Here is a 21,391-nt window from a genome sequence, read left to right on the forward strand (position 1 = left end):
CGCCGGGCGGCGCGGCGCCATCGGCCGGCCGCGGTCCGGTGATCGGGTGCACATGCTTCCCGGGACGGGCCCCGGGGTCCGGGAATACCGGGCGACGTGCGGTTACGGTGCTCCGAGGGTGTCGGTCGGCTGGACTACCCTGCGAGATGTGAGTGACACCGTTGGCCCCATCGAACAGGACGATGTCTCCGGAGCGGCCGCTCCCGCCCCGGCCGCCGGTGCGGAGCGGGCGCGCTGGCAGGAACTCGCCGATACGGTGCGCGAGCACCAGTTCCGCTACTACGTGCGCGACGCGCCGATCATCTCCGACGGCGAATTCGACACGCTGTTCCAGCAGTTGCTGGCGCTGGAGGAGCGTCATCCCGACCTGCGCGCTCCCGATTCGCCGACGCAGCTGGTGGGCGGGGGATTCGCCACCGACTTCACCCCGGTGGACCATCTGGAGCGGATGCTGTCGCTGGACAATGTGTTCTCCGCGGCGGATATGCGGGCCTGGGCCGCCCGGGTCGAGGAGGAAACCGGTCCGGCTCTGCACTATCTGTGCGAGGTGAAGATCGACGGGGTGGCGTTGAACCTGGTGTACCGCAACGGGAAACTGGAGCGGGGCGCCACCCGGGGCGACGGGCGCACGGGCGAGGACGTCACCCTCAATGCCCGCACCATCGAGGACATCCCGCGCGAACTGGACACCGATACCGAGTTCCCGGTCCCGGAGTTGCTGGAAGTGCGCGGTGAGGTGTACTTCCGGCTGGAGGATTTCGAAACGCTCAACGCGGCCATCGTGGCCGAGGGCAAACCGCCGTACGCGAACCCGCGCAACACCGCGGCCGGTTCGCTGCGGCAGAAGGACCCGGCGGTCACCGCGCGGCGGCGGTTGCGGATGATCTGCCACGGAGTCGGTCGCACCGAGGGGTTCACGCCGCGGTCGCTGCATGAGGCCTACCGTGCGCTGGCGGCCTGGGGTCTGCCGGTGTCCACGCACACCACACTGGTGCGCGGTGTGGACGCCGTTCTCGAACGGATCTCCTACTGGGCCGAGCACCGCCACGATATCGAGCACGAGATCGACGGTGTGGTGGTGAAGGTCGACGAACGGTCCTTGCAGCGGCGGCTCGGTTCCACCTCGCGGGCGCCGCGCTGGGCGATCGCCTACAAGTACCCGCCCGAGGAGGCCACCACCACACTGCGCAATATCGCGGTGAACGTGGGCCGGACCGGCCGGGTCACGCCGTTCGCGATGATGGAACCGGTCGTGATCGCGGGTTCCACGGTCTCCATGGCGACCCTGCACAATGCGGCCGAGGTCGTGCGCAAGGGGGTGCTGATCGGGGACACGGTCACCATCCGGAAGGCGGGCGATGTGATCCCGGAGGTGCTGGGCCCGGTGGTGGACGCCCGCACCGGTGACGAGCGGCCCTTCGTGATGCCCACCCACTGTCCCGAATGCGGGACCGAACTCGCCTACGAGAAAGAGGGCGACGCCGATATCCGCTGCCCCAACCAGCGGTCCTGTCCCGCGCAGCTGCGGGAGCGGGTGTTCCACGTGGCCGGTCGCGGCGCCTTCGATATCGAGGCACTGGGCTACGAGGCGGCGATCGCGCTGCTGAACTCCGGGGCGATCACCGACGAAGGCGATCTGTTCGATCTCGACGCCGAGCGGTTGCGCAATGTCGCGCTGTTCGTCAACAAGAACGGCAGTCTCTCGGCCAACGGCAACCGGCTGCTGAGCAATCTGGCCGCCGCCAAGGACCGGCCGCTGTGGCGGGTCCTGGTCGCGCTGTCCATCCGGCATGTCGGGCCGACCGCCGCGCGGGCGCTCGCGGCCGAGTTCGGCAGTCTGGAACGGATCGAACAGGCATCGCTGGCGGAACTGGCGGCCGCCGAGGGCGTCGGGCCGACCATCGCCACCGCGGTCGCGGAATGGTTCACCGTCGACTGGCACCGCGCCATCGTGGACAAGTGGCGGGCCGCGGGGGTGCGGATGGCGGACGAACGCGACGAATCCATCCCGCGCACGCTCGAGGGCCTGTCCATCGTGGTGACCGGTTCACTGGAGGGATTCTCCCGAGACGGCGCCAAGGAGGCGATCCTCTTGCGTGGCGGCAAGGCCGCGGGGTCGGTATCGAAGAAGACGGCCTTCGTCGTCATCGGTGAATCGCCCGGTTCCAAGGCCGCCAAGGCCGAGGAACTCGGGGTGCCGATCTTGGACGAGGACGGTTTCCGCCTGCTGCTCGAAGCCGGCCCGGACGCCGTCCGGGCCGAGACCGCGACGGAGGTCGAATCGGCGGAGTAGCGGCGGCGCGGACCGGGACACGACCCGGTCCCGGTCCTGCGGAACCGGGACCATACACGGCAGGATGGCGGGATGTTGCGCAGTTTTCGGGTGTCCAACCACAAATCGCTGGCCGATCTACAGGAATTGCGGTTGACCCGCGGCGCCGCCGCACCGGTCGCGGTGCCGGTGACCGCCGTCCACGGGGGCCCGGCCGCCGGCAAATCCAATCTGGTCGACGCTCTGGGACATATGCGGGACGCGGTGCTGCACTCGGTGAGCGGCTGGGATCCCTACGCGGGTCCGGTCCGGGCTCCGCATCTCGCGCTCCCCGGGCAGCCGAGTGATTTCGAGGCGGTTTTCGTCGCCGAGGGTGTGCCCTACACCTACGGTTTCCGATTGGACGCCGCCGATGTCGCCGCCGAATGGCTCTACAGCCATCCGCGGTCCCGCAAGCGGATCGTCTTCGAACGCGAGGGTGAGGCGATCCGGGTCGGGCCGATGTTCGAACCGGCGCGGTTCGGGATCACCGCACTGGTGCCGTTGGTGCGCCCGAACGCCCTGCTGCTGAGCCTGGCGGGGCAGATGTACGCCGAGGCGCTGGTCCCGGCCTACCGGTGGTTCGAGACCATGCTCGAGGTGACGGCCGGTTCCGCCGATATCGCCGCGATCGAACTGCGGCTGGGCTCGCATCTGTCGCGATCCGCCGAGAACGCCGCCCGGCTGCTGACCCTGCTGCAATCCGCGGACCTCGGTATCACCGATCTGCTGATCGCTCAGAACGATCCCGGCTACGCCGACTACCTGCGCGACCTCGACGCCGATATCGCCGTACTCGGGGAACAGAGCGATCGGGCGGCCGGCTCGGCGGCCTATGCCGCGCAGCTGGAACAGGACAGCGGTCTGAACGCCGCCGCGCTGGCCCGCGAACTGACCAATATGCGCAATGCGCGCGATGCGCTCTACACCCGGATGGTCGCGCGGCACGGGGTCGGATTACGGCTCGTACACGCCGATGTGGAACCGGTTTTCACCCTGGCCGAGGAGTCCTCGGCGACCCGGGCCCTGCTGCGGCTGCTACCGATACTGCTCGACTCGCTCGACGCGGGGAAAGTACTCGTGGTCGACGATATCGGCGCGCGGCTGACGGTGGAGGAGACCGACCGGCTCGTGCAGCTGTTCCAGAATCCGGAAACCAACACGCGCGGTGCGCAACTGGTGTACACCACCGGCGATCGGGCACTGGTCGACCGGGGCAACGGCCGATCCGCGCGCACCCGCACCAGTGTCTGGACCGTCCGGCGTTGCGCGGGCGGTGCCAGTATTCTCACGGTGTCCTGAATCCCGGTCGCCGCCGGGCGGCGACCGGGATCCGGTCCTACTGGCTGGGTTCCGGGAGGTTGCAGCCCATCTTCGGATTGAGGCCGACGTAGTTGAGCGGACCGGCCACCACGGTCACCGCCAGCGTCGCGAAGTGGGAGCACTGCTCCGGTGGATCATTGAAATAGCCTCGTTGCCACGCGGCGACGATCCCCGCCACGAACCAGACCAGTACTACGAGGCTTGCTACTCGGCTACCCATTGCACCTGCTCGAATCGTTGATTCCGGCATGACGATCGCTTCCTTCCATGTCCGGTGGATCTGAAATACCCCGTCCCGCGCGACTCATGCGCGGGGCCGTTCGTCTCCGCGAAGTGAGGGTCGGCGGGCCGGGCACCCGAACACTTCGCCGCCGCAGCGCATTCGGGTGGACAAGTTCACGCGCGCGAAAGCAGAGCCGGGCCGCGGTGCGACCGTTCCCAGCGGCCGGTCGACGAACCGAGACTCCGTCGACCCGCATCCCCGGGCCGTTGCGCCGGCGGACGGGAGGTTCGGGGGCCGCAGGTCCGGGCGCCCACCCGGAGTGGCGTCGGCCACCGAATCGCGACGCCGGGGCGTCAGCGGCCACGCCGGCGCCCGCGCGGCCTAGCATGGTGGAGTGTTCGAACTGGCGATGCTGGCGATCATGGTGGCCGCACTGGTGGGAATGCTCGTACTGGTGTTCCGTGGGCGGCGGGGTGGACGTATGCCCGCGGATGCGGAGGTCGGGTCGCTCTATCTGACGGGGGTGAGCCCGCGTCCCGAGGCGATGGGTGAGCAGTTCGTCACCGTCACCGGGAACCTGTCGGGGCCGTCCGAGCCGGGCAAGGTGGTCTACGGGCGCATGGTCTGGGATGCCGCCTACTGGCCGGCGGTCGGGGACACTCTCACCGTCGCCTATCCGCCGGGTAGACCCGACCGGTGGCGTGTCGTGGAACCGGGTACCGGCGGGTAGGCCCCGCCGCGGGGCTCAGCCCAGGACGGTGGCGACGATCCCCGCCAGGTAGCCCAGCCGCGCGATCTCCGAGGGCCGGAAATCGGGGCCGCCGGGACGGCCGAGCAGGAGCGCCTTGCTGGAGGGCCCGAGTGGCGCGGCCGCCAGTTTGGTGTCCATATCGCGCCAGATCTCGGGGACCCAGTCGGCGTTGCCGTCGAGCGCGGTCGGTTTCTGCAGCGGCATCCACGGCACCGACGCCGCCTGGGTCTGCGGCGCGCTCTGACTGCCGACCACGCGGTAGGCGCCGTGCGTACCCATGTCCAGTACGGTGCTCCAACCGACCCGCAGCACTCGCGGAACCCCGTCGACCAGCACCTGGAGCCGATCGTCGCGGGCGTTGGCCACATTGTCGATCAGTTCGAGCTCACGATGGGTGTCGAGCACGCCGGAGTAGGGACGGATGGAATCGACGCGTACGTCACCGAGCGATTCCGCGGCGGTGATGAGGGTGTCGGGCAGGGCATTGGGGGCGATCTCGACCACGAGATCGTCGACCGCGTAGCCGGCACCACGCTCCACCACGTCCAGGGAAAGGATATCGGCGCCGACCGTGCCCAGTGCTACGGCTAGCGACCCGAGGCTTCCCGGACGATCCGGAAGTTGCACGCGGAGCAGATAAGACACGTGCGTTTCCCTTTCCTTCTGCGGCCGAGGCTTACAACGAATACCCGGTCTGCCCATCCTTACACCCATTGCCGAGGGTTATCGAGTCGAATTGTGCGCCCGGTAGCGGGGTCGCCGGTGACAAATGGTGTGAAACGGACAAATTTCGAAATCGGGCGCGGTGCCGAGCCGGCGCCCGGCGGGCCCACGGCGGCGCCCGCGCGGCCTGCCGGACAGCCCGGTCCGGCCACACCATTAGGCTGTTCGATGCTTGTGATCCGCAGTCCAAACTATCGCCGAAAGGGGTTCGCGGTGACCGCCATCTCCCGCGACGAGGTCGCACACCTCGCCCGGCTGTCCAGGCTCGCCCTGTCCGAGGACGAACTCGACCAGTTCGCCGGGCAGCTGGATTCGATCCTCAGCCATGTGCAGACCATCTCCGAGGTGGCCGCCGCCGATGTCCCGGCCACCGCGTCACCGGATCCGGTGACGAACGTGACCCGTCCCGACGAGGTCCGTCCCGGACTCACCCCGGATCAGGCGCTGTCCGGCGCACCCGCCGCCGAGGAACAGCGGTTCCTGGTTCCGCAGATCCTGGGGGAGGGCGAATGAGCGCGAGCGAACTGACCCGGCTCGGTGCGGCCGACCTCGCGAGCCGTATCCACGGCGGCGAAGTCTCCTCGGTGGAGGTGACCCGGGCCCATCTGGACCGGATCGCCGAGGTCGACGGGGAGTACCACGCGTTCCTGCACGTCGCCGAAGAGCAAGCGCTCGCCGCCGCGGCCGAGGTGGACGCCGCGCTGGCCGCCGGGCAGGTGCCGGCCTCGCCGCTGGCCGGCGTACCGCTGGCGCTCAAGGACGTGTTCACCACCACCGATATGCCCACCACCTGCGCGTCGAAGATCCTGGAGAACTGGGTGGCGCCCTACGACGCCACGCTGACCACCCGGCTGCGTGCCGCGGGGATCCCGATTCTGGGCAAGACCAATATGGACGAGTTCGCGATGGGATCCTCCACCGAGAACTCGGCCTACGGGCCGACCCGCAACCCGTGGGACACCACCCGCATCCCGGGCGGTTCCGGCGGCGGTTCGGCGGCGGCGCTGGCGTCCTATCAGGCGCCGCTGGCCATCGGCACCGACACCGGCGGCTCGATCCGGCAGCCGGCCGCGGTCACGGCGACCGTCGGTACCAAACCGACCTACGGCACCGTGTCCCGGTACGGACTCGTCGCCTGCGCGTCCTCGCTCGACCAGGGCGGCCCGTGTGGCCGGACGGTACTGGACACCGCGTTGCTGCACGAGGTGATCGCCGGACACGATCCGCGCGATTCCACCTCCCGCGATGTCGCGGTCCCGGCCGTGGTCGACGCCGCCCGGCAGGGCGCCGCGGGCGATCTGCGCGGGGTGAAGGTCGGCGTGGTGAAGGAACTGCACTCCGACAGCTACCAGCACGGCGTGCTCGCCTCCTTCGACGCGGCGGTCGGCGTGCTGAAGGATCTGGGCGCCGAAGTGGTCGAGGTGTCCTGCCCGCATTTCGAATACGCCCTGGCCTCCTACTACCTGATCCTGCCCAGCGAGGTCTCCTCCAACCTGGCCCGGTTCGACGCCATGCGCTACGGCCTGCGGGTGTCCGACGACGGCCACCACAGCGCCGAGCAGGTCATGGCCGCGACCCGCGCCGCCGGGTTCGGCCCGGAGGTCAAGCGCCGGATCATGATCGGCACCTACGCCCTGTCGGCGGGGTACTACGACGCCTACTACGGACAGGCACTCAAGGTCCGCACCCTGATCGCGCGTGACTTCGACAAGGCCTACGAGCAGGTCGACGTGCTGGTGTCGCCGACCAGCCCGTTCACGCCGTGGAAGCTGGGCGAGAAGGTCGACGACCCGCTGGCCATGTACCTGTCCGATCTGTGCACACTGCCCACCAATCTGGCCGGGCACCCGGCCATGTCGGTCCCGTCCGGGCTGAGCGCCGACGACGGCATGCCGGTGGGTCTGCAGATCATGGCGCCGGCGCTGGCCGACGACCGGTTGTACCGGGTGGGCGCGGCCTACGAGGCCGCTCGCGGCGATATCGCCTGACGCCGATCCTGCCGGTAGCGGCGTGAATTCACCGAGGGCGGTGATCCGGACGGATCACCGCCCTCGGTGTTCCGGGATGCTGCCGGTCGATCCGATCCCGCTCGGCGTGGGCGACAGCATCCGGCTGCCCCGCGTCTCGGCGAGAGAAGCGTACGGCGGCGGGCGCGTCTCGTCCGCAGACGGCCGACGGCCTCGGTAGGCATCGCGGCACGGGCGGTGCGCGGTCGGGTCAGTCGGTGTGCAGACGCTCGGCTTCCCGCTGCACCGCGGTGGTCATCCCGGGAAATCCTTTCTCGAAACCGCGTCCGAACAGCAGGCCGACCAGCGGGGCGAGCCAGCCGTCGAGTTCGAAATGCGATTCGTAGCGGGTGCGGTCACCCGAGAGCGGGGTCAGCGTGTGGGCGCGTTTGCTGCGCAGCGCGCCGAGGGGGATCGGTTTCATCGAGTAGCTGAATTCCCGGCCCGCGTCCACGCTGCGGATCCATTCGCGCATCCGGATCGGCCGGGGTGCGAGCTGCTGGACCGTCATCTCGATCGGTGCGCCCACCGCCAGGTCCGCCCGGCAGCGGCTGATGAACGGATTCCAGTCGCCGTACCGGTCGAAATCGGTGAGCACCGACCACACCACATCGGCGGGAGCGTCCACTTCGACCACATCGTCCACAACACGCACGCCCCCAAATTAGAACGTGTTGCAAGTCGGGTCAACCGTGGTCAGCCGGTCCGGGCGGGTCGCGGCGTGGTGGCCGGCACCAGGTGCGCGCCGCTCGGGAAGGCGGGATCGGGCGGGACGGCCGCGGGCGGACGCACGAGACCGGGCAACCATCGGGCACCCGGTAGCAGCAGGCGGGTGAACGCGGGTCGCGGCAGGCCGGTGGCGCGACCGGGCCGGACAACCCCGACCGGGATGCGGACGCCGGGCGCCGCCGTGCGCCGGATCCGCCGGTGCAGGCGGCGGATCCCGAAGACCAGAGCGGCCATGGTCGCCAGACCGAGCGCGACCGCGCGCAGCAGCCAGGGCCGGGTCGGATGGTCGGTGGCGGCCTGGGCCGCCACCTGGGTCAGTGTCTCCACCACCGGGACCCCGTAGTGCTGCCGGCGTGAGTTCAGCTCCACCGCGGTCGCCGCGATACCGGCGAGGGTTTCGCAGCGGGTGCGCACCACCGGTTCGGTATGGGTTTCGCAGGCCTGGTGCAACCGGACGCTCAACGTCCGGTCCAGGGCCTGCCTGGCCCACGGCCCCAGCGGGGCGCCGGTGCGGTCGGCGTATCGCAGCAGGTCGTAGCCGAGGTCGTGGGCCATACAGGCGGTATCGAATTCCGGCGGCAGTTCGACCGGCGAGGAACAACTGCCGTCCGGCGCCACCAGCACACCCTGCCGGACGACGGGCTGATAGCCGAAGTAGGTCGCGAAATCCCGCGGGATGGCCGCCACGGTGTCCACCACCGCGTCACCCGAGGTCAGATCCACCACCGCCAGCCCGGCCGGCGCCGTGACCGATGCGTCGATCCCGACGGCCTCGGAGGTCGGCGCCGGCACGGCGGTGATCACCAGGCCGAACAGCGCGGCACCGGTGAACGCCGGCAGCGAGATCCGCCGGAACCGGCGCCGAGGCCGGCGCGGGGGATCGTTACGGGGTGAAGCCATGGTGGGACACCTTAAGCGTTACGGAGCGGGGGGCCCGCACGGCAGGTCCTGCTCCCGGTAACTGCCATCCGCGCGGCGACCGCCCGCATCCGGTCGGCAAACCCGCGCCCCGGGCGTCCCCGCTCATGTCACTCCGGGCCGCAGCCGGGCAGTGCCGTCCCCTGATCGGTGCCGTATCGATGGCCGTGTCCCGGCGGTGCGCCGAGGGCGCCCATCAGATCCGCGGTGGTCTGCAGGAACCCGACCACGGGCAGCCAGGGCGGGGTGGGCGCGTCGCGGCGAGCGGCGGTCAGGTCCGGCGGCCGCCACAGCAGGTCGAGTGACCAGTGCACGACCGGGTCGGAGGTATTGGCCAGGACCGCGGTGCGCGCACCGGGCTCGGGGCCACCGCCGCCCGGCCTACCGGCCCACAGTGCCGAGCACACCCGGCGGTTCTGCTCGGCGGACCCCGCGAATACCGCGCTACCGCCGAACGCACCCAGGCTCTGCCCGTACAGGTGCAACCGGGGCGGATCGGACAGGGTGGCGATGTGCTGCTCGACGGCGGTGACCAGCGCCCGCGCCGAGTCCGTCGCCGCGTCCCGGCCGAAGACGAAGGTGGCCCAGCTCGGCGCGTAGGAGTACTGCAGCGCGACCACCGCCACATCGTTGCCGAACCTCGTGCCGAAACCGCGCAGTGCCCCCGCGTCCACCCAGCCCGATCCGGTGGGCACGGCGATCACCAGATCCGAGCGGTCGAATCCCCCGGCCCGGTCGAGTTCCCGGACCGCCAGCGCGGCGCGGGCGGCCAGGTCCGGCGCCGAGCGGAGGCCGATGTAGACCCGGACCGCGCCCGGCGGCCCGGCGGTGACGAACCGCTGGCCCTCGCGACCCAGCGTCGACCAGCCCACCATCGATTCGGCGCTCCCGGACCGGGTCACCGCGACCGGACGCACCAGGCCCGGGTCGGCGGTGGCGTTCGCGGCGGCATAGGTCCGGTCGGCCCAGCCCACCGCCGCCGGTACCGCGAACAGGGCCATCGGCAGACTCGCCACCACCGCCGTCACCAGCGCCCGGGACCAGCCGATACGCCGGAGCGAGCGGACGCAGCCACGGAGCACCGCCACCACGGCCACGGTGAGCAGGCTCGCGCCGGTCGCCCAACCCACCCAGTACCCCGGTCCGGTCGGTACCACCTCCATCGCCGACCGGAGTATGTGCTGCCAGCGTGCGGCGTACCCGACAGCGCCGAGGACGCCGGCCGCGGTGGCCGCGAACACCAGTCGGCGGGTTCGCGCGGTGGCGACGGGCGTGCGCCCCGCGGTGTACCGGGTCGCGAGGCGGACGAGGCGTGCGACACCCAGCGCGAGGACCACGGTCACCGCGGTCAAGACGGCCTGTGCGGTCGCGGACCGGGGCAGCAGGCCGGGTGCCAGGGACACCGCGGTCCCGGCACCGACGGCGAGTGTGGTCGCGATCGGTGGCCATTGGCGCGGCGACCGGGTCCGCAGACGATCGAGCAACCTCGCGCGGAGCCGGAGTCGCGAGCGTGGCGGGACCATATCGGACAGATCGGTGCGAGGTCGGGGTCGTGCGAGGGCCGGGGCCACATCGGACAGGTCGGTGCGGGGTAGGGGTTGCGCGAGGGCCGGGGCCACATCGGACAGGTCGGTGCGGGGTAGGGGTTGCGCGAGGGCCGGGGCGTCGTCGGACGGGTCGAGGCGGGTCCGGGAGGACATCGGGCCATCGGATGGGTCGGTACGGTGGCGGGACCGCGAAGGTGTGGGGCGGTTGTCGGGCACGCCGGTGCCCGGTCGGGACTGTGCGGGTGCCGGGCCGCCGGGCAGGCCGACGTGTGGCCGGGACTGCGGGGCCGCGGGGTGGTCGCCGGGCGAGGATTGCGAAAAGAGCGGGCCGTCGCCGGGTAGGTCGGTGGGTCGGCACCGCGCGGGTGCCGGGACATCGTCGGGGCGGAGCCGATGCTCCGAGGGCGGTGAGACCTCGTCGGGTCGGCCGTTGCGGGGGCGAGGTTGCCGGGGTGCCGGAATGGGTCGGGGCCGGCCGGCGCGGGGTCGCGCGTGCGACGGCGCCGGGACGGGTCCGGCCGTGGTCGTATCAGACATGGGAACCCCTGGTGACGGCGTGGTACGAGCGGAGCGGAAGACGGGTCCCGGCCGCCGGGAGCAGCGGCGCGGCGACCGGACGGCCCAGGAACAGGACCGCGATCACCAGTAGGAGCAGGCCGCACAACCGCGGCAGCCAGGCGGCGGCGGTATCGGCCAGTGGGAAGTCCTCCACCACCGGTACGCCGTAGTCCTGCCGCATCGAATTGAGGTCCACCGCGATCGCGGCGACCTCGGCCATCGCGGCGCAGCGGGTGCGCGGCAGCCACCGGGGCCGCTGCGCGCACGCGGTGTGCATCCGCGTGGCGAGGGTCCGGTCCAGCTCCTGCCGGGCCCAGGGGCCGAGCGGGGCGCCGGTGCGGTCGGCGTATCGCAGCAGGTCGTAGCCGAGGTCGTGGGCCTTGCAGGCGGTATCGAACTCCGCGGGCAGCGGGACCGGGGAGGAACACGATCCGTGCGGCGCGACCAGTATCCCGTCCACTCGCGCCGGCGTGTATCCGGTGATCGCCCGGAAATCGGCGGGTATCGCGGCGACCGCTCCCGGCGTGGTCAGCGCGCGTACCGCCGCCGCCGCGGCGGCCGGCCGGGGCGCGGGACCGGCGGCATCGGCCGCGGGCGCCGCCAGCAGCGATACCACCGCCGCGCATCCGGCCGCTGCGGTCGCCGCGCGCCGCGCGGTCTGCGGGGAAGGCCGGGCCGGGTGGCGCACGGCAATGTTCGAGACAGCCATGGCCGAGGACGTTATGAACGGAAGACGGTCGCGGCCGTCCCGCTCGGGAGGGGTTTCGGCGCCGGTCCCGGAACCTACGCCGGTAGGGGGCTGCCCCCGGTGTACCGGGCGGAATTCACCCCACGGTATGAGGTGCGCCGGGGCCGGAGTTCCTAGTGTCGAAGGAATGAACGAAACGAGCGTCGCGGTGCCGGTGCGTCGGCGGGGTCTGTGGGGCCTGATCGTCGGCCTGGGTCTGCGCTGGTGGCTCGACGCCGCCTCGGTCCTGACGGCAGTGGTGCTGTTCTCGGTGGCGTGGCCCACCCTGCACCTCACCCACCAGGTGCCCTCGCCGCTCGCACCGCTGATCGCCGCGTTCGCCGCGTTGCCGGTCCTGCTGATGAGCCGGAACGCGCTGCTGGGCTGGGCGGTCTCGGCGGGCTCGGCGCTGTTCATCGCGCTGGCGGTACCGAACCTGCCGGGGCAGGAGATCCCGTTCCAGGTCGTCCATATCGTCGCGCTGTACTTCCTGGTGTTCGCGGTGGCCCTGCGCTCGCCACTGCAACTGGTCGCGGTGGTGTGGGGGGCGACCTCGCTGCTGCTCGGCGCGGCACTGTCGGCGGAGGGGATCGACGCCGATCCGTGGGCCTGGCCGGTATCGCTGGGCGGGCTGGTCTTCGTCGCACTGCTGGTGCGGTCGTTGATCCGCTCCCGGTTCGAGCTGAGCAAGCAGACCGAGCTCAGCGAGCTGGAACGGGCGCGCCGCACCATACTCGAGGAGAAGGCGCGGATCGCGCGCGACCTGCACGACGTGGTGGCACACCATATGTCGCTGGTGGTCGTGCAGGCACAGACCGCGCCCTACCGGGTGGAGGGCGTGACCGACGCGGCGCGCGCGGAGTTCGAATCGATCGGAGCCACCGCCCGGGAGGCGCTGAACGAGATCCGCGGTCTGCTCGGGGTGCTGCGCAGCGACGGACAACTCGCCGAGCACGCCCCGCAGCCGACCGCCGCCGATCTGGAGGCGCTGTTCGTCGGTGCGGCCCGTGCCGGTGTGGATCTCACCTGGTCGATCGACGGGACCGCGGCCGCGATCCCGGACACGGTCGGTTCCGCGCTGTATCGGATCGTCCAGGAGTCGCTGGCCAATACCGGCCGGCACGCCCCGGGCGCCCCGGTGCGGGTGACGATCGCCTGCACCGGTGAGGTCGAGCTCACCGTGGTCAACGGCCCCGGCAGCGGTACCCCCGGCGGCGGTTCGGGTGGGCACGGTATCCCGGGTATGCAGGCCCGCGCGCTCGCCGTCGGCGGCCGGCTCGACGCGGGACCCACCGCCGACGGCGGATTCCGGGTCCACGCCCGGTTACCGCTCACACCCGCCGCGGAGTTCGCGTTGCCCACGGCCGCCCAGCCGGTCGCGCGCTGACCGAGACGCGCCGGTGGCGTCCCGGCTCCCGGGATCGCACCGCGGGCACGGGCGATACCGGCCCCGGCGGCGGTCTGCGCCGCCGGACGCTCGGCGCACGCCGGTTTCGTCCGGGAATTAAGCTGGGCCCGTGGCAATAACCGTGTTGATCGCCGACGATCAGGCCATGGTGCGGCAGGGATTCGGAGCACTGCTCGCCGCCCAGCCCGATATCAGTGTCGTCGGCGACGCGCCCAACGGAAAAGTGGCGGTCGCCGAATCGGCGCGGTTGCGACCCGATGTGGTGCTGATGGACGTCCGTATGCCGGAGATGAACGGGCTCGACGCGGCCCGCTCGATTCTGGGGGCCGGATTCGATCCGCCGGTGCGCGTACTCATGCTCACCACCTTCGATATCGACGACTACGTGTACGAGGCCCTCGGAATCGGTGCCAGCGGGTTCCTGCTCAAGGACGCCCCGGCCGAGGAACTGGTGCGGGCGGTGCGGGTCGTCGCCGCCGGTGAGGCGCTGCTCGCGCCGACCGTCACCCGGCGGCTCATCGCGGAAGTGACGACCCGCCGCGCGGCCCGGCGCGCCCCGGCCCCGGCGCTGGCGTCGCTGACCCCGCGCGAGCGCGAGATACTGGAACTCGTCGCCCGCGGTATGTCGAATACCGAAATCGCCACGGCGCTGTTCATAGCCGAGCAGACCGTGAAAACACATGTGTCCAAGGTCTTCACCAAATTGGATTTGCGTGACCGCGCGCAGGCCGTGGTGCTGGCCTACGAATCCGGGTTGGTCACCCCCGGCTGAAACGGACTGTCAGGTATTCCATGAAGTGCCCCGATTCCCGTTGTCACGGCGGAAACGGCGCGCTGTGCCCGGTAGGCTCACCAGTCTGTCGGTCGCCTGAAGGGGGTCGTGTTGCTCAACAACGGTGACGTGTTCGCCGGGTTCACCGTCGAGCGGTTGCTCGGCGAAGGCGGAATGGGCGCCGTATATCTGGCCAGGCATCCCCGTCTCGGGAAACAGACCGCGTTGAAGCTGCTCAAACCGGAATTGTTCGCCGACGCCGCCATCCGCACCCGGTTCGAACGGGAAGCCGATCTCGCCGCCGCGCTCGACCATCCGAGCATCGTCACGGTCTACGACCGCGGCGTGGAGGGCGATCACCTGTGGATGTGCATGCAGTACATCGACGGCGCGGACGCCGGTACGGTCAATCCGCTGGCCCTGCCCCCGGACAAGGCGGTGCAGATCATCGCCGGTGTCGCCGACGCGCTGGACTACGCGCACGGTATGGGTGTTCTGCATCGCGATGTGAAACCGTCCAATATCCTGCTCGCCCGCGCCAATCCCGGGCAGGGCGAACGCGTTTTCCTCACCGACTTCGGATTGGCCCGGTTACGCGCGGAAACGGTGCGGCTGACCCAGACCGGAATGTTCACCGCCACCCTCGCCTTCGCCTCGCCGGAACAGATGACCGGCGGCGACATGGACGGCCGCTCGGATCAGTATTCGCTGGCCTGCGCGCTGTACTGGCTGCTCACCGGTATGGCCCCGTTCGATTCACCCAACCCCGCCGACATCATCCACGGCAATCTGCAACTCGCCCCGCCGCCGCTCGCGGTGAAACGACGGGGTCTGGCGCCGGGGCTGGATCCGGTGCTGGCGAAGGCGATGGCCAAACACCCAGGGCACCGATACCGCACCTGTGTCGAGTTCGCGCGGGCCGCCGAACAGGCGCTCACCGCCCCGGCGCCCACGCAGACCTATGTGCCGCCGGTCGAGGCCAGTGGCCCGGGCACGGTGTATCCCGGTGCGGCGGGCGGATATCCGGCCCCACCCGGTACCGCGCCGGTGTCTCCGGGATCGCCCGGCGCGCCCGCGGGACCCCCGGGTGCGTCGGCGGGATCGCCGGGCTCGGTCGCGGGGGCGACGACCGGTTACGGCGAGAGTGGATACCCGGGCGGGCCGGCCCCACACGCTGGTGGGCTGCCTCCCGGTGGTCCGGCCGGTGCACCGGGGCCGGCCGTGGACCGCACCGGCGGCGCGACGATCGTCCCGGCGGGTGCGCCGGTGCGGTCGGGGGATGTCGAACACACCGGCGCCCGGACGGTCGTGACAGCGCCGGGTCCGGGGGCGCGCCCCGGCACAGCCGTGGAACACACCGGCCCCGCCGCCGCACCGCAGAGTGTGGGGGTCGAGCACACCGGCGGGATACCGGTGCAGGCCGTTCCGCGGCCGCCGGCGCCCGGGCAGTACCACGGCTACCATCCCGCTCCGGTCGCGCGCCGGCGCGGCCGGGCACCGTGGATCGCCGTGGCCATCCTCATCCCGCTCATCGTGCTGGCCGTGATCGTGGCGGCTGTCCTGGTGGTACTGGGGACCGATGAGTCCGACTCCGACGGCGCGCCGGCCGCGGCCCAGCCCTCCACGCTGGAGCGGGGACCGGCCGGCACCACCGGTCCGGGCGGATCCGAGACCGGCCAGTCGCCGGGTACCGAGCCGGGCGACCGCACCCGGCGGTTGTTCCCCACGCTGCTGCCGCAGGGGTCGGAGCTGGACGGTTTCGGGTACCAGGAGGCGCTGTGCAGTCAGTACGAGCCCGGTGACCAGATCCCGATCCTCGAAGTGGTTCCGGTGTTCGACGAAATCCTGGAAACCCGCCCGTGGGACTCGATCTGGGATTGTCGGCAGCGGTCGCTGGAGGCCACCCGGCTCGACTACACGATCATCACCTACCCGGACGCCGAGGACACCCTGGAGGTGATCGAGAGCCTGCCGCCGCACGATTCCGTCTCCGGCGCCAAGAGCGGGGAACCCTACACCGCCCATCTGTGGGAGGAGCCCGGCGATCGGGGCCGGTCCACCGCGAACATGGTGGTCGGCTTCGGCGCCAGGACCGATTCGCCCCGGAGCAACTCCCTCCTGTTCGTCCGCTACTGGGGGGCGGGAGCCCGCGGCGATATCGACCGGTGGTGGTCGAAGGCCCCACTGTGAGGGCTTGCGGTGCTTGTTCGTGCCGCGCGGTCCGATCAGGACACCGGCACGGGTGATGCCGTGCGGGCGTCGAGGACCGCGTAGAGCACAGGTTGTTCGGCCGCCAGTTCGCGCCGGGCCTCCGCGGTGGTCCAGCAGCGGCCCGGGTCGAGTTCCAGCTTGGCGTCCATATGGATGTTCCACCGGTAGCGCAGTGCCGCGAGTACTCCCCGCGGTCCGCCGAACAGCCGGTCGAGGTGCGGGATGTCGTCGAAGAGGTCCGGGCGCGCCGGATCGTGGGCGGCGCGGTCGAGGACGGTGTGCAGGATCTCGGTGCGCAAGTGCTGATCTTCCCAAGACATGATCCGAGCCCTTTCGGTCGGGGGCCTGGTGTTCGCCGGCCTGGTGCGGCGACCTCGTGTTCCACGCTAGGAATCCGGCGCCGGTAAATCGTCGTGCCGTGGACGTGAATCGATGTCCTACCCTGGTCGGACCCGGGAACCGGCCGTAGCAGGATGCCGAGTGCCGCCAGGGGTGTTTACCCTGGACAGGTGACTGAGAGCCGCCTCACACCGGGTGCCGCCGCGGGGGACCGCGGAGGGCCGGCGGGCGGCGTCGGAGTCGATCCGCACGCCGCGGATTCCCCGCCCTCGACGGACCCGGTCCCGGGCGGCGCGGGCCGGTCCGGATGGTGGGTGCGGGGGCGGCGCCGGCTGGGCGCGTTGCCGGCGAAACTGCTCCCGGGAGCCCCGTACCCACTGCGCGAACTGCCCTTCGACTACCCGCCCAAGGTCGTGCTGTTCACGGATCTGGCGTTCTTCGTCATCGGCGTCGTCGCCTGTCTGCAGCGACACGAGTATTTCCCCACCGCACTGCCCTTGATCGCGCTGGCGCTGCTCTTCGCCTCCGGCCCGATCTACGTACTGTTCGGGATCGTGCCGCGGCCGCTGCCGCTGTTCACCGCCACGATGCTCGCGGCGGCGCTGTTCTTCGTCCAGCCGGTGGACGCCGATTTCGCGCCCTTCGTGCTGATGGTCGGGATCGCCGAGATCGCGGCGATCGCACCGAAGCGGATGAGTATCCTGCTGGCCGTACTCGCCGCGGTCGAACTGCTCGCCTTCGCGTTCGTCGGGCAGGCGCTGTGGGGTGACCATTCGCTGCGCACGGGCTTCCCCATGTACGCGCTCGGCATCCTGCTCGGCTGGCTGGTGGGAGTGATGCTCCAGTATCAGCGGCTGTTCCTGTACCAGGAACGGGAGAACCAGAGCGCGCGGGCCGCGCAGGCCGCGGCCGCCGAACGCAATCGGATCGCACGCGAAGTACACGATGTCATCGCCCACTCGCTCACCGTGACCCTGCTGCACGTGACGGCCGCCCGGCACGCGCTGACCGCCGACCGGGATGTGGACGAGGCGGCCGACGCCCTCGTCGACGCCGAACGATTGGGCCGCCAGGCCATGGCCGATATCCGGCGTACGGTCGGCCTGCTGGATTCGGTGCCGTCGGCGGCCGGGGTCGAACCCGGGGCCGGCGATATCCCCGCCCTGGTCGATGACTTCGCCCACGCCGGCCTGACGGTGAACCGGCGTTTCACCGGCGACCTGAACGGCGTCTCGGCGGCGGTCGGGCTGGCGCTCTATCGCATCTGCCAGGAATCGCTGGCCAATATCGCCAAACACGCTCCGGGCGCGGATGTGGAGTTGAGCGTGGCCGTGGACGGTGGTTCGGCCGTCGTGCGTGTCCGTAATACGATCCCGCGCGGCCTGCCCCCGCAGCTCGGCCAGGGGACCGGGGTCGCCGGAATGCGGCACCGATCCGACGGGCTGGGCGGTCGGATCCGGGTCGGGCCGGAGGCCGGCGGGTGGATCGTGCGGGCGGAGTTCCCGCTGGACGAGAGTCCCGCGCGGGCCGCGGCCCCGAGCCGGGAGAGGCTGCGCTGCCCGATCTCGGAGATCATCGCCGACCACGCCCCGGACACCCACCCCGGCGACGAACCCCGTCCGGCATGAGGGCCCGGGTCCGGCGACCACGCCCGGCTCGACCGGGCGCCACGGCGGTCCGGCACCGACGACCGACCATCGAGCGCGGATCCACCGTCTCCGCGACCGCGAACCCAGGGGAGGCACGATGAGGCGACACCTCCGTCTTCGCCACGGCCGCCGCGGACCGCGGCTAACCGCTCCGAAGGAGGAACGTTGACCAGGGCTGCCGATACCGACCCGCAGGCGGTCGAGGTGCTGATCGCCGATGATCAGGAACTCGTCCGCGGCGGGCTGCGACGCATCCTGCGGCGGCGCGACGGTTTCCGGATCAGCGAATGCGCCGACGGTGACGAGGTGCTCGCGGCGGTCGCCGCGCACAGCCCCGATATCGTGCTGATGGATCTGCGAATGAAACGGGTCGGCGGTATCGAGGCCACCCGCATGCTGCGGGCCCGCGCTCCCGAACCCCCGGTACTGGTGCTCACCACCTTCGACGACGACCAGTTGCTGTCCGGTGCCCTGCGCGCGGGCGCGGCCGGGTTCCTGCTCAAGGATTCCCCCGCCGAGGATCTGATTCGCGCTGTCCGCACCGTCGCCGCCGGCGGTGCCTGGCTCGACCCCGCAGTCACCGGACGGGTGCTGTCCACCTACCGCAGTACCGCCGCCGCTCCGGCCGCACCCTCGGTGGCCGTCGAGCTGACCTCCCGGGAACGCGAGGTGCTGGCCCTGATCGGCCGCGGCCGGGCCAACAGTGAGATCGCCCACGCGCTCGGAATCTCCGAGGTGACCGTGAAATCCCATGTGGGTCATATCTTCGGGAAGCTGGGCGTGCGCGACCGCGCGGCGGCCATCGTCTACGCGTTTGACCACGGTGTGGTCTCCCCGGGACAATCCAGGGTCTGACGGGCAGCCCGGGTGCGATCCGCGGCCGGCTGAGACGGTGCCCGCGTGTGGAGAGGATGGACGGGTGCAGGCGCCTGGCTCCGAAGTCGGTCGGTGGTTCGGTCCTTACGAACTGCGCTCACTGCTGGGTAAAGGCGGGATGGGCGAGGTCTACGAGGCCTACGACACCGTGAAGGAACGGGTCGTCGCGCTCAAACTGCTGTCCGACGCGCTCGCCGGGGACCCCGAGTACCAGATCCGCTTCCGCCGGGAATCGCAGGCCGCGGCCCGCCTCGCCGAACCGCACATCATCCCGATCCACGACTGGGGTGTTATCGACGGCCGGCTGTTCATCGATATGCGCTTGGTCCAGGGCACCGACCTGCGGGCCCTGTTGCAGGCGGAGGGGCCGCTGAGCCCGCAGCGCGCGGTCGGCGTGATCGAGCAGATCGCCGCCGCGCTGGACGCCGCGCACGAGGGCGGTCTGGTGCACCGTGATGTGAAACCGGCGAATATCCTCGTCACCCCGGCCGACTTCGCCTATCTGGCCGATTTCGGGATCGCCCGCCACGAGAGCGATACCGGCGTGACGCAGGCGGGTGTGGCGATCGGGTCCTATACGTACATGGCGCCGGAGCGGTTCGACAGCGGCCCGGTGACCCCGCGCGCCGATATCTATTCCCTCGCCTGTGTGCTGCACGAATGTCTCACCGGTGCGACGCCGTTTCCGGCGAGCAGTGTGGGCGTGTTGATCCGCTCGCATCTCACCGCACCGCCACCGCGAGCAAGCGTGCAGCGAACCGGATTACCGGCCGCGCTCGATGATGTGATCGCATGGGGTATGGCCAAGGATCCGCACGAGCGTTTCGCTACGGCAGGTGAACTAGCTGTAGCCGCCCGCACCGCGTTGAACTCTCCGGCGCGCCCCCCGTACCCCGTCGGCCCCGAGTCGCACTCCGGCGAATCTCCCGCTACCCACGCGGTACCCGGTCCGTCGGCGCCGCCGACCGGCGGAATTCCCACCCTGGTGGTCCGGATACCGCGCGAGGAGGATGCGCACGACCCGGCCACCACCTTGCCCGCCATCATCCCCGGCGACCCGACCTCGTTCCGGCCCACCGAAACCGAATTCACTCCGCTGCCGGCCGACGATCCCGTCCCCGCCGACCCCGAGGCCCCGCCCGGCGGTATCCGGCCGTTCCCGGACGCGCATCTCTATCAGAACGAGCAGTTGCACCCGGCCGTCGATCCGTTACAGTACGAGAACCCGGCGCCCGCGACCGGGGGTATGCCGGTCGCGGATTTCTACCCGCACGATCAGGCCACCCGCGTCTACGGTGAACCCGGCTATCCGCTTCCGGCGGCCGAGGACCCCACCCGGGTCTTCCAGCCGGTGGACGAGGAACCTGTGGGACCGGCCTATTCCGCCGAGGACGCGACTCGTGCCTATCAGCCGGTGGGCGAGGGTCGTGCGGGGCTCGCCTACTCCGCCGAGGACGCGACTCGTGCCTATCAGCCGGTGGATCGGACGCCTCCCGGGCTCGCCTATTCCGCGGAGGACGCGAGCCGTGCCTCTCGAGAGCAGTACCCGGCGTCCGAGCCGACCGGCCGCTACGACGCTCCGGCCTCCGGCGACCACTACGGTTACCGGGCCGAAGATCCCGGTGCGCCCCCGGCCGACTCCTACGCGGCCGCCTACGAGGCCGGCTATCGCGACAGTTATGCCGCGAACGCGCCGGTACGCGAGGCCGCACCCGGGGGCGAACGATCCAGGGTCGTTCCGATAATGACCGGTGTCGGGGTGTTCGCGGTGGTGGTGATCCTCGCGGTACTCGGTATCCAGTTCCTCGGTGGTTCCGAGGGCTCGGAATCCACCGGCGCCGCCGATACCACCGGCGCGGCCACCACCTCGGCACCCGAACGGACCTCCGCGGCCGACAGCAGCACCGAACCCTCCGCCACCACCTCCGCGCGTACCACCACCACCACGTCGGCGACCACCACGTCCCGGGCCGATCTGCCCGCGGGTGCGCAGCCCTGTTCGGGAGCGTCGTCGGGCGGCTCCGAATACGGTTCGGCGGCAACCGGTAGCGAGGTGACCAGCTGCGAATTCGCCGAGGCGGTCCGGCAGGCCTACCTCGATCCCGCCGTGGTCTCGGGTGCGGGCGATCCGGTGTCGGTCGAGGCCACCAGTCCGGTGACCGGCCAGGCCTACACGCTGGAATGCGTCGCCGCGGGCGGTGTGGTCACCTGCCGAGGCGGGAACAACGCCGTCGTCTACCTCTACTGACCTGCTGGTGGACGAGGAACCGCGCCCTCGATCGCGGGTTCGGGGGGCTCATCCGGGCCGGGCCGGGGCCGC

Annotated in this window: 18 protein-coding genes; 11 read left to right on the forward strand and 7 right to left on the reverse strand. The window is 71.0% G+C overall.

Annotated features, from left to right (window positions below):
• Positions 1-148 precede the first annotated feature (148 nt).
• Both ligA and ABZV91_RS09290 read left to right on the forward strand, forming a co-directional pair.
• Positions 149-2,293: an NAD-dependent DNA ligase LigA gene (gene ligA, locus ABZV91_RS09285; protein ID WP_355237884.1), complete on the forward strand. Its 2,145-nt coding sequence runs from the start codon at positions 149-151 to the stop codon at positions 2,291-2,293.
• A 72-nt stretch (positions 2,294-2,365) separates the two neighbouring features.
• On the forward strand, positions 2,366-3,613 hold the full coding sequence (locus tag ABZV91_RS09290) for an AAA family ATPase (RefSeq protein ID WP_355237887.1): 1,248 nt from the start codon (positions 2,366-2,368) through the stop codon (positions 3,611-3,613).
• A 37-nt stretch (positions 3,614-3,650) separates the two neighbouring features.
• Here ABZV91_RS09290 and ABZV91_RS09295 read toward each other — a convergent pair whose 3' ends face one another.
• Complete coding sequence (locus ABZV91_RS09295; RefSeq protein ID WP_063041476.1) at positions 3,651-3,854, reverse strand: hypothetical protein; 204 nt, start codon at positions 3,852-3,854, stop codon at positions 3,651-3,653.
• 397 nt (positions 3,855-4,251) lie between these two features.
• Here ABZV91_RS09295 and ABZV91_RS09300 point away from each other — a divergent pair, with 397 nt between their 5' ends.
• On the forward strand, positions 4,252-4,587 hold the full coding sequence (locus ABZV91_RS09300) for a hypothetical protein (protein WP_355237890.1): 336 nt from the start codon (positions 4,252-4,254) through the stop codon (positions 4,585-4,587).
• 15 nt (positions 4,588-4,602) lie between these two features.
• Here the strand turns inward: ABZV91_RS09300 and ABZV91_RS09305 are convergent, their stop codons facing one another.
• Positions 4,603-5,253, reverse strand: coding sequence for an amino acid-binding protein (locus ABZV91_RS09305; protein ID WP_039825984.1), 651 nt, complete (start codon positions 5,251-5,253; stop codon positions 4,603-4,605).
• Between the two features lie 291 nt (positions 5,254-5,544).
• Between ABZV91_RS09305 and gatC the strand changes: the two genes are divergently transcribed.
• Both gatC and gatA read left to right on the forward strand, forming a co-directional pair.
• Positions 5,545-5,844 carry an Asp-tRNA(Asn)/Glu-tRNA(Gln) amidotransferase subunit GatC gene (gene gatC / locus ABZV91_RS09310; protein WP_355237893.1) on the forward strand — a complete coding sequence of 100 codons (300 nt, stop codon included), beginning with the start codon at positions 5,545-5,547 and terminating at the stop codon, positions 5,842-5,844.
• Positions 5,841-7,319, forward strand: coding sequence for an Asp-tRNA(Asn)/Glu-tRNA(Gln) amidotransferase subunit GatA (gatA, locus tag ABZV91_RS09315; protein ID WP_355237896.1), 1,479 nt, complete (start codon positions 5,841-5,843; stop codon positions 7,317-7,319). Before gatC ends, gatA begins: the two co-directional genes overlap by 4 nt.
• 229 nt (positions 7,320-7,548) lie before the next feature.
• Here the strand turns inward: gatA and ABZV91_RS09320 are convergent, their stop codons facing one another.
• The 4 genes from ABZV91_RS09320 to ABZV91_RS09335 all read right to left on the reverse strand — a co-directional run bounded on the left by ABZV91_RS09320 (position 7,549) and on the right by ABZV91_RS09335 (position 11,798).
• Positions 7,549-7,992, reverse strand: a complete 444-nt coding sequence (locus ABZV91_RS09320; RefSeq protein WP_355237899.1) for an SRPBCC domain-containing protein — start codon at positions 7,990-7,992, stop codon at positions 7,549-7,551.
• 41 nt (positions 7,993-8,033) lie between these two features.
• Positions 8,034-8,966, reverse strand: a complete 933-nt coding sequence (locus ABZV91_RS09325; RefSeq protein WP_355237902.1) for a hypothetical protein — start codon at positions 8,964-8,966, stop codon at positions 8,034-8,036.
• Positions 8,967-9,094: 128 nt separating this feature from the next.
• On the reverse strand, positions 9,095-10,684 hold the full coding sequence (locus ABZV91_RS09330) for an alpha/beta-hydrolase family protein (RefSeq protein ID WP_355237905.1): 1,590 nt from the start codon (positions 10,682-10,684) through the stop codon (positions 9,095-9,097).
• Between the two features lie 376 nt (positions 10,685-11,060).
• Positions 11,061-11,798 (reverse strand): hypothetical protein, encoded by a 738-nt coding sequence (locus ABZV91_RS09335; protein ID WP_355237908.1) that lies wholly within the window; start codon positions 11,796-11,798, stop codon positions 11,061-11,063.
• Positions 11,799-11,964: 166 nt separating this feature from the next.
• On the opposite strand from ABZV91_RS09335, the gene ABZV91_RS09340 reads away from it, so the two are divergent.
• From ABZV91_RS09340 to ABZV91_RS09350, 3 genes are all read left to right on the forward strand, one after another.
• Entirely contained in the window at positions 11,965-13,203 is a 1,239-nt protein-coding gene (locus ABZV91_RS09340) for a histidine kinase (protein WP_355237911.1), read from the forward strand.
• A 130-nt stretch (positions 13,204-13,333) separates the two neighbouring features.
• A complete protein-coding gene (locus ABZV91_RS09345) occupies positions 13,334-13,996 on the forward strand; it encodes a response regulator transcription factor (RefSeq protein WP_039825978.1) in 663 nt (220 codons plus the stop codon).
• Positions 13,997-14,107: 111 nt separating this feature from the next.
• Positions 14,108-16,186, forward strand: coding sequence for a protein kinase (locus ABZV91_RS09350; RefSeq protein WP_355237914.1), 2,079 nt, complete (start codon positions 14,108-14,110; stop codon positions 16,184-16,186).
• Positions 16,187-16,221: 35 nt separating this feature from the next.
• Here the strand turns inward: ABZV91_RS09350 and ABZV91_RS09355 are convergent, their stop codons facing one another.
• A complete protein-coding gene (locus ABZV91_RS09355) occupies positions 16,222-16,527 on the reverse strand; it encodes a hypothetical protein (RefSeq protein ID WP_355237917.1) in 306 nt (101 codons plus the stop codon).
• Between the two features lie 189 nt (positions 16,528-16,716).
• Here ABZV91_RS09355 and ABZV91_RS09360 point away from each other — a divergent pair, with 189 nt between their 5' ends.
• From ABZV91_RS09360 to ABZV91_RS09370, 3 genes are all read left to right on the forward strand, one after another.
• Positions 16,717-18,174, forward strand: a complete 1,458-nt coding sequence (locus ABZV91_RS09360) for a histidine kinase (RefSeq protein WP_355237919.1) — start codon at positions 16,717-16,719, stop codon at positions 18,172-18,174.
• Between the two features lie 225 nt (positions 18,175-18,399).
• Positions 18,400-19,050 carry a response regulator transcription factor gene (locus ABZV91_RS09365; RefSeq protein ID WP_355237982.1) on the forward strand — a complete coding sequence of 217 codons (651 nt, stop codon included), beginning with the start codon at positions 18,400-18,402 and terminating at the stop codon, positions 19,048-19,050.
• Positions 19,051-19,114: 64 nt separating this feature from the next.
• Positions 19,115-21,319, forward strand: coding sequence for a protein kinase (locus tag ABZV91_RS09370; RefSeq protein WP_355237922.1), 2,205 nt, complete (start codon positions 19,115-19,117; stop codon positions 21,317-21,319).
• The last annotated feature ends 72 nt before the right edge of the window (positions 21,320-21,391 follow it).

This window comes from Nocardia sp. NPDC004568 (assembly GCF_040609955.1).
In the GTDB taxonomy this organism is placed as follows: Bacteria; Actinomycetota; Actinomycetes; order Mycobacteriales; family Mycobacteriaceae; genus Nocardia.

Bases quoted from the DNA above. Each gene is read 5' to 3' on its own strand.
- ABZV91_RS09290 (WP_355237887.1), top strand. From the start codon at position 2,366: ATGTTGCGCAGTTTTCGGGTGTCCAACCACAAATCGCTGGCCGATCTA.
- ABZV91_RS09295 (WP_063041476.1), bottom strand. From the start codon at position 3,854: ATGGGTAGCCGAGTAGCAAGCCTCGTAGTACTGGTCTGGTTCGTGGCG.
- gatA (WP_355237896.1), top strand. From the start codon at position 5,841: ATGAGCGCGAGCGAACTGACCCGGCTCGGTGCGGCCGACCTCGCGAGC.
- ABZV91_RS09325 (WP_355237902.1), bottom strand. From the start codon at position 8,966: ATGGCTTCACCCCGTAACGATCCCCCGCGCCGGCCTCGGCGCCGGTTC.
- ABZV91_RS09330 (WP_355237905.1), bottom strand. From the start codon at position 10,684: ATGTCCTCCCGGACCCGCCTCGACCCGTCCGACGACGCCCCGGCCCTC.
- ABZV91_RS09335 (WP_355237908.1), bottom strand. From the start codon at position 11,798: ATGGCTGTCTCGAACATTGCCGTGCGCCACCCGGCCCGGCCTTCCCCG.
- ABZV91_RS09340 (WP_355237911.1), top strand. From the start codon at position 11,965: ATGAACGAAACGAGCGTCGCGGTGCCGGTGCGTCGGCGGGGTCTGTGG.
- ABZV91_RS09355 (WP_355237917.1), bottom strand. From the start codon at position 16,527: ATGTCTTGGGAAGATCAGCACTTGCGCACCGAGATCCTGCACACCGTC.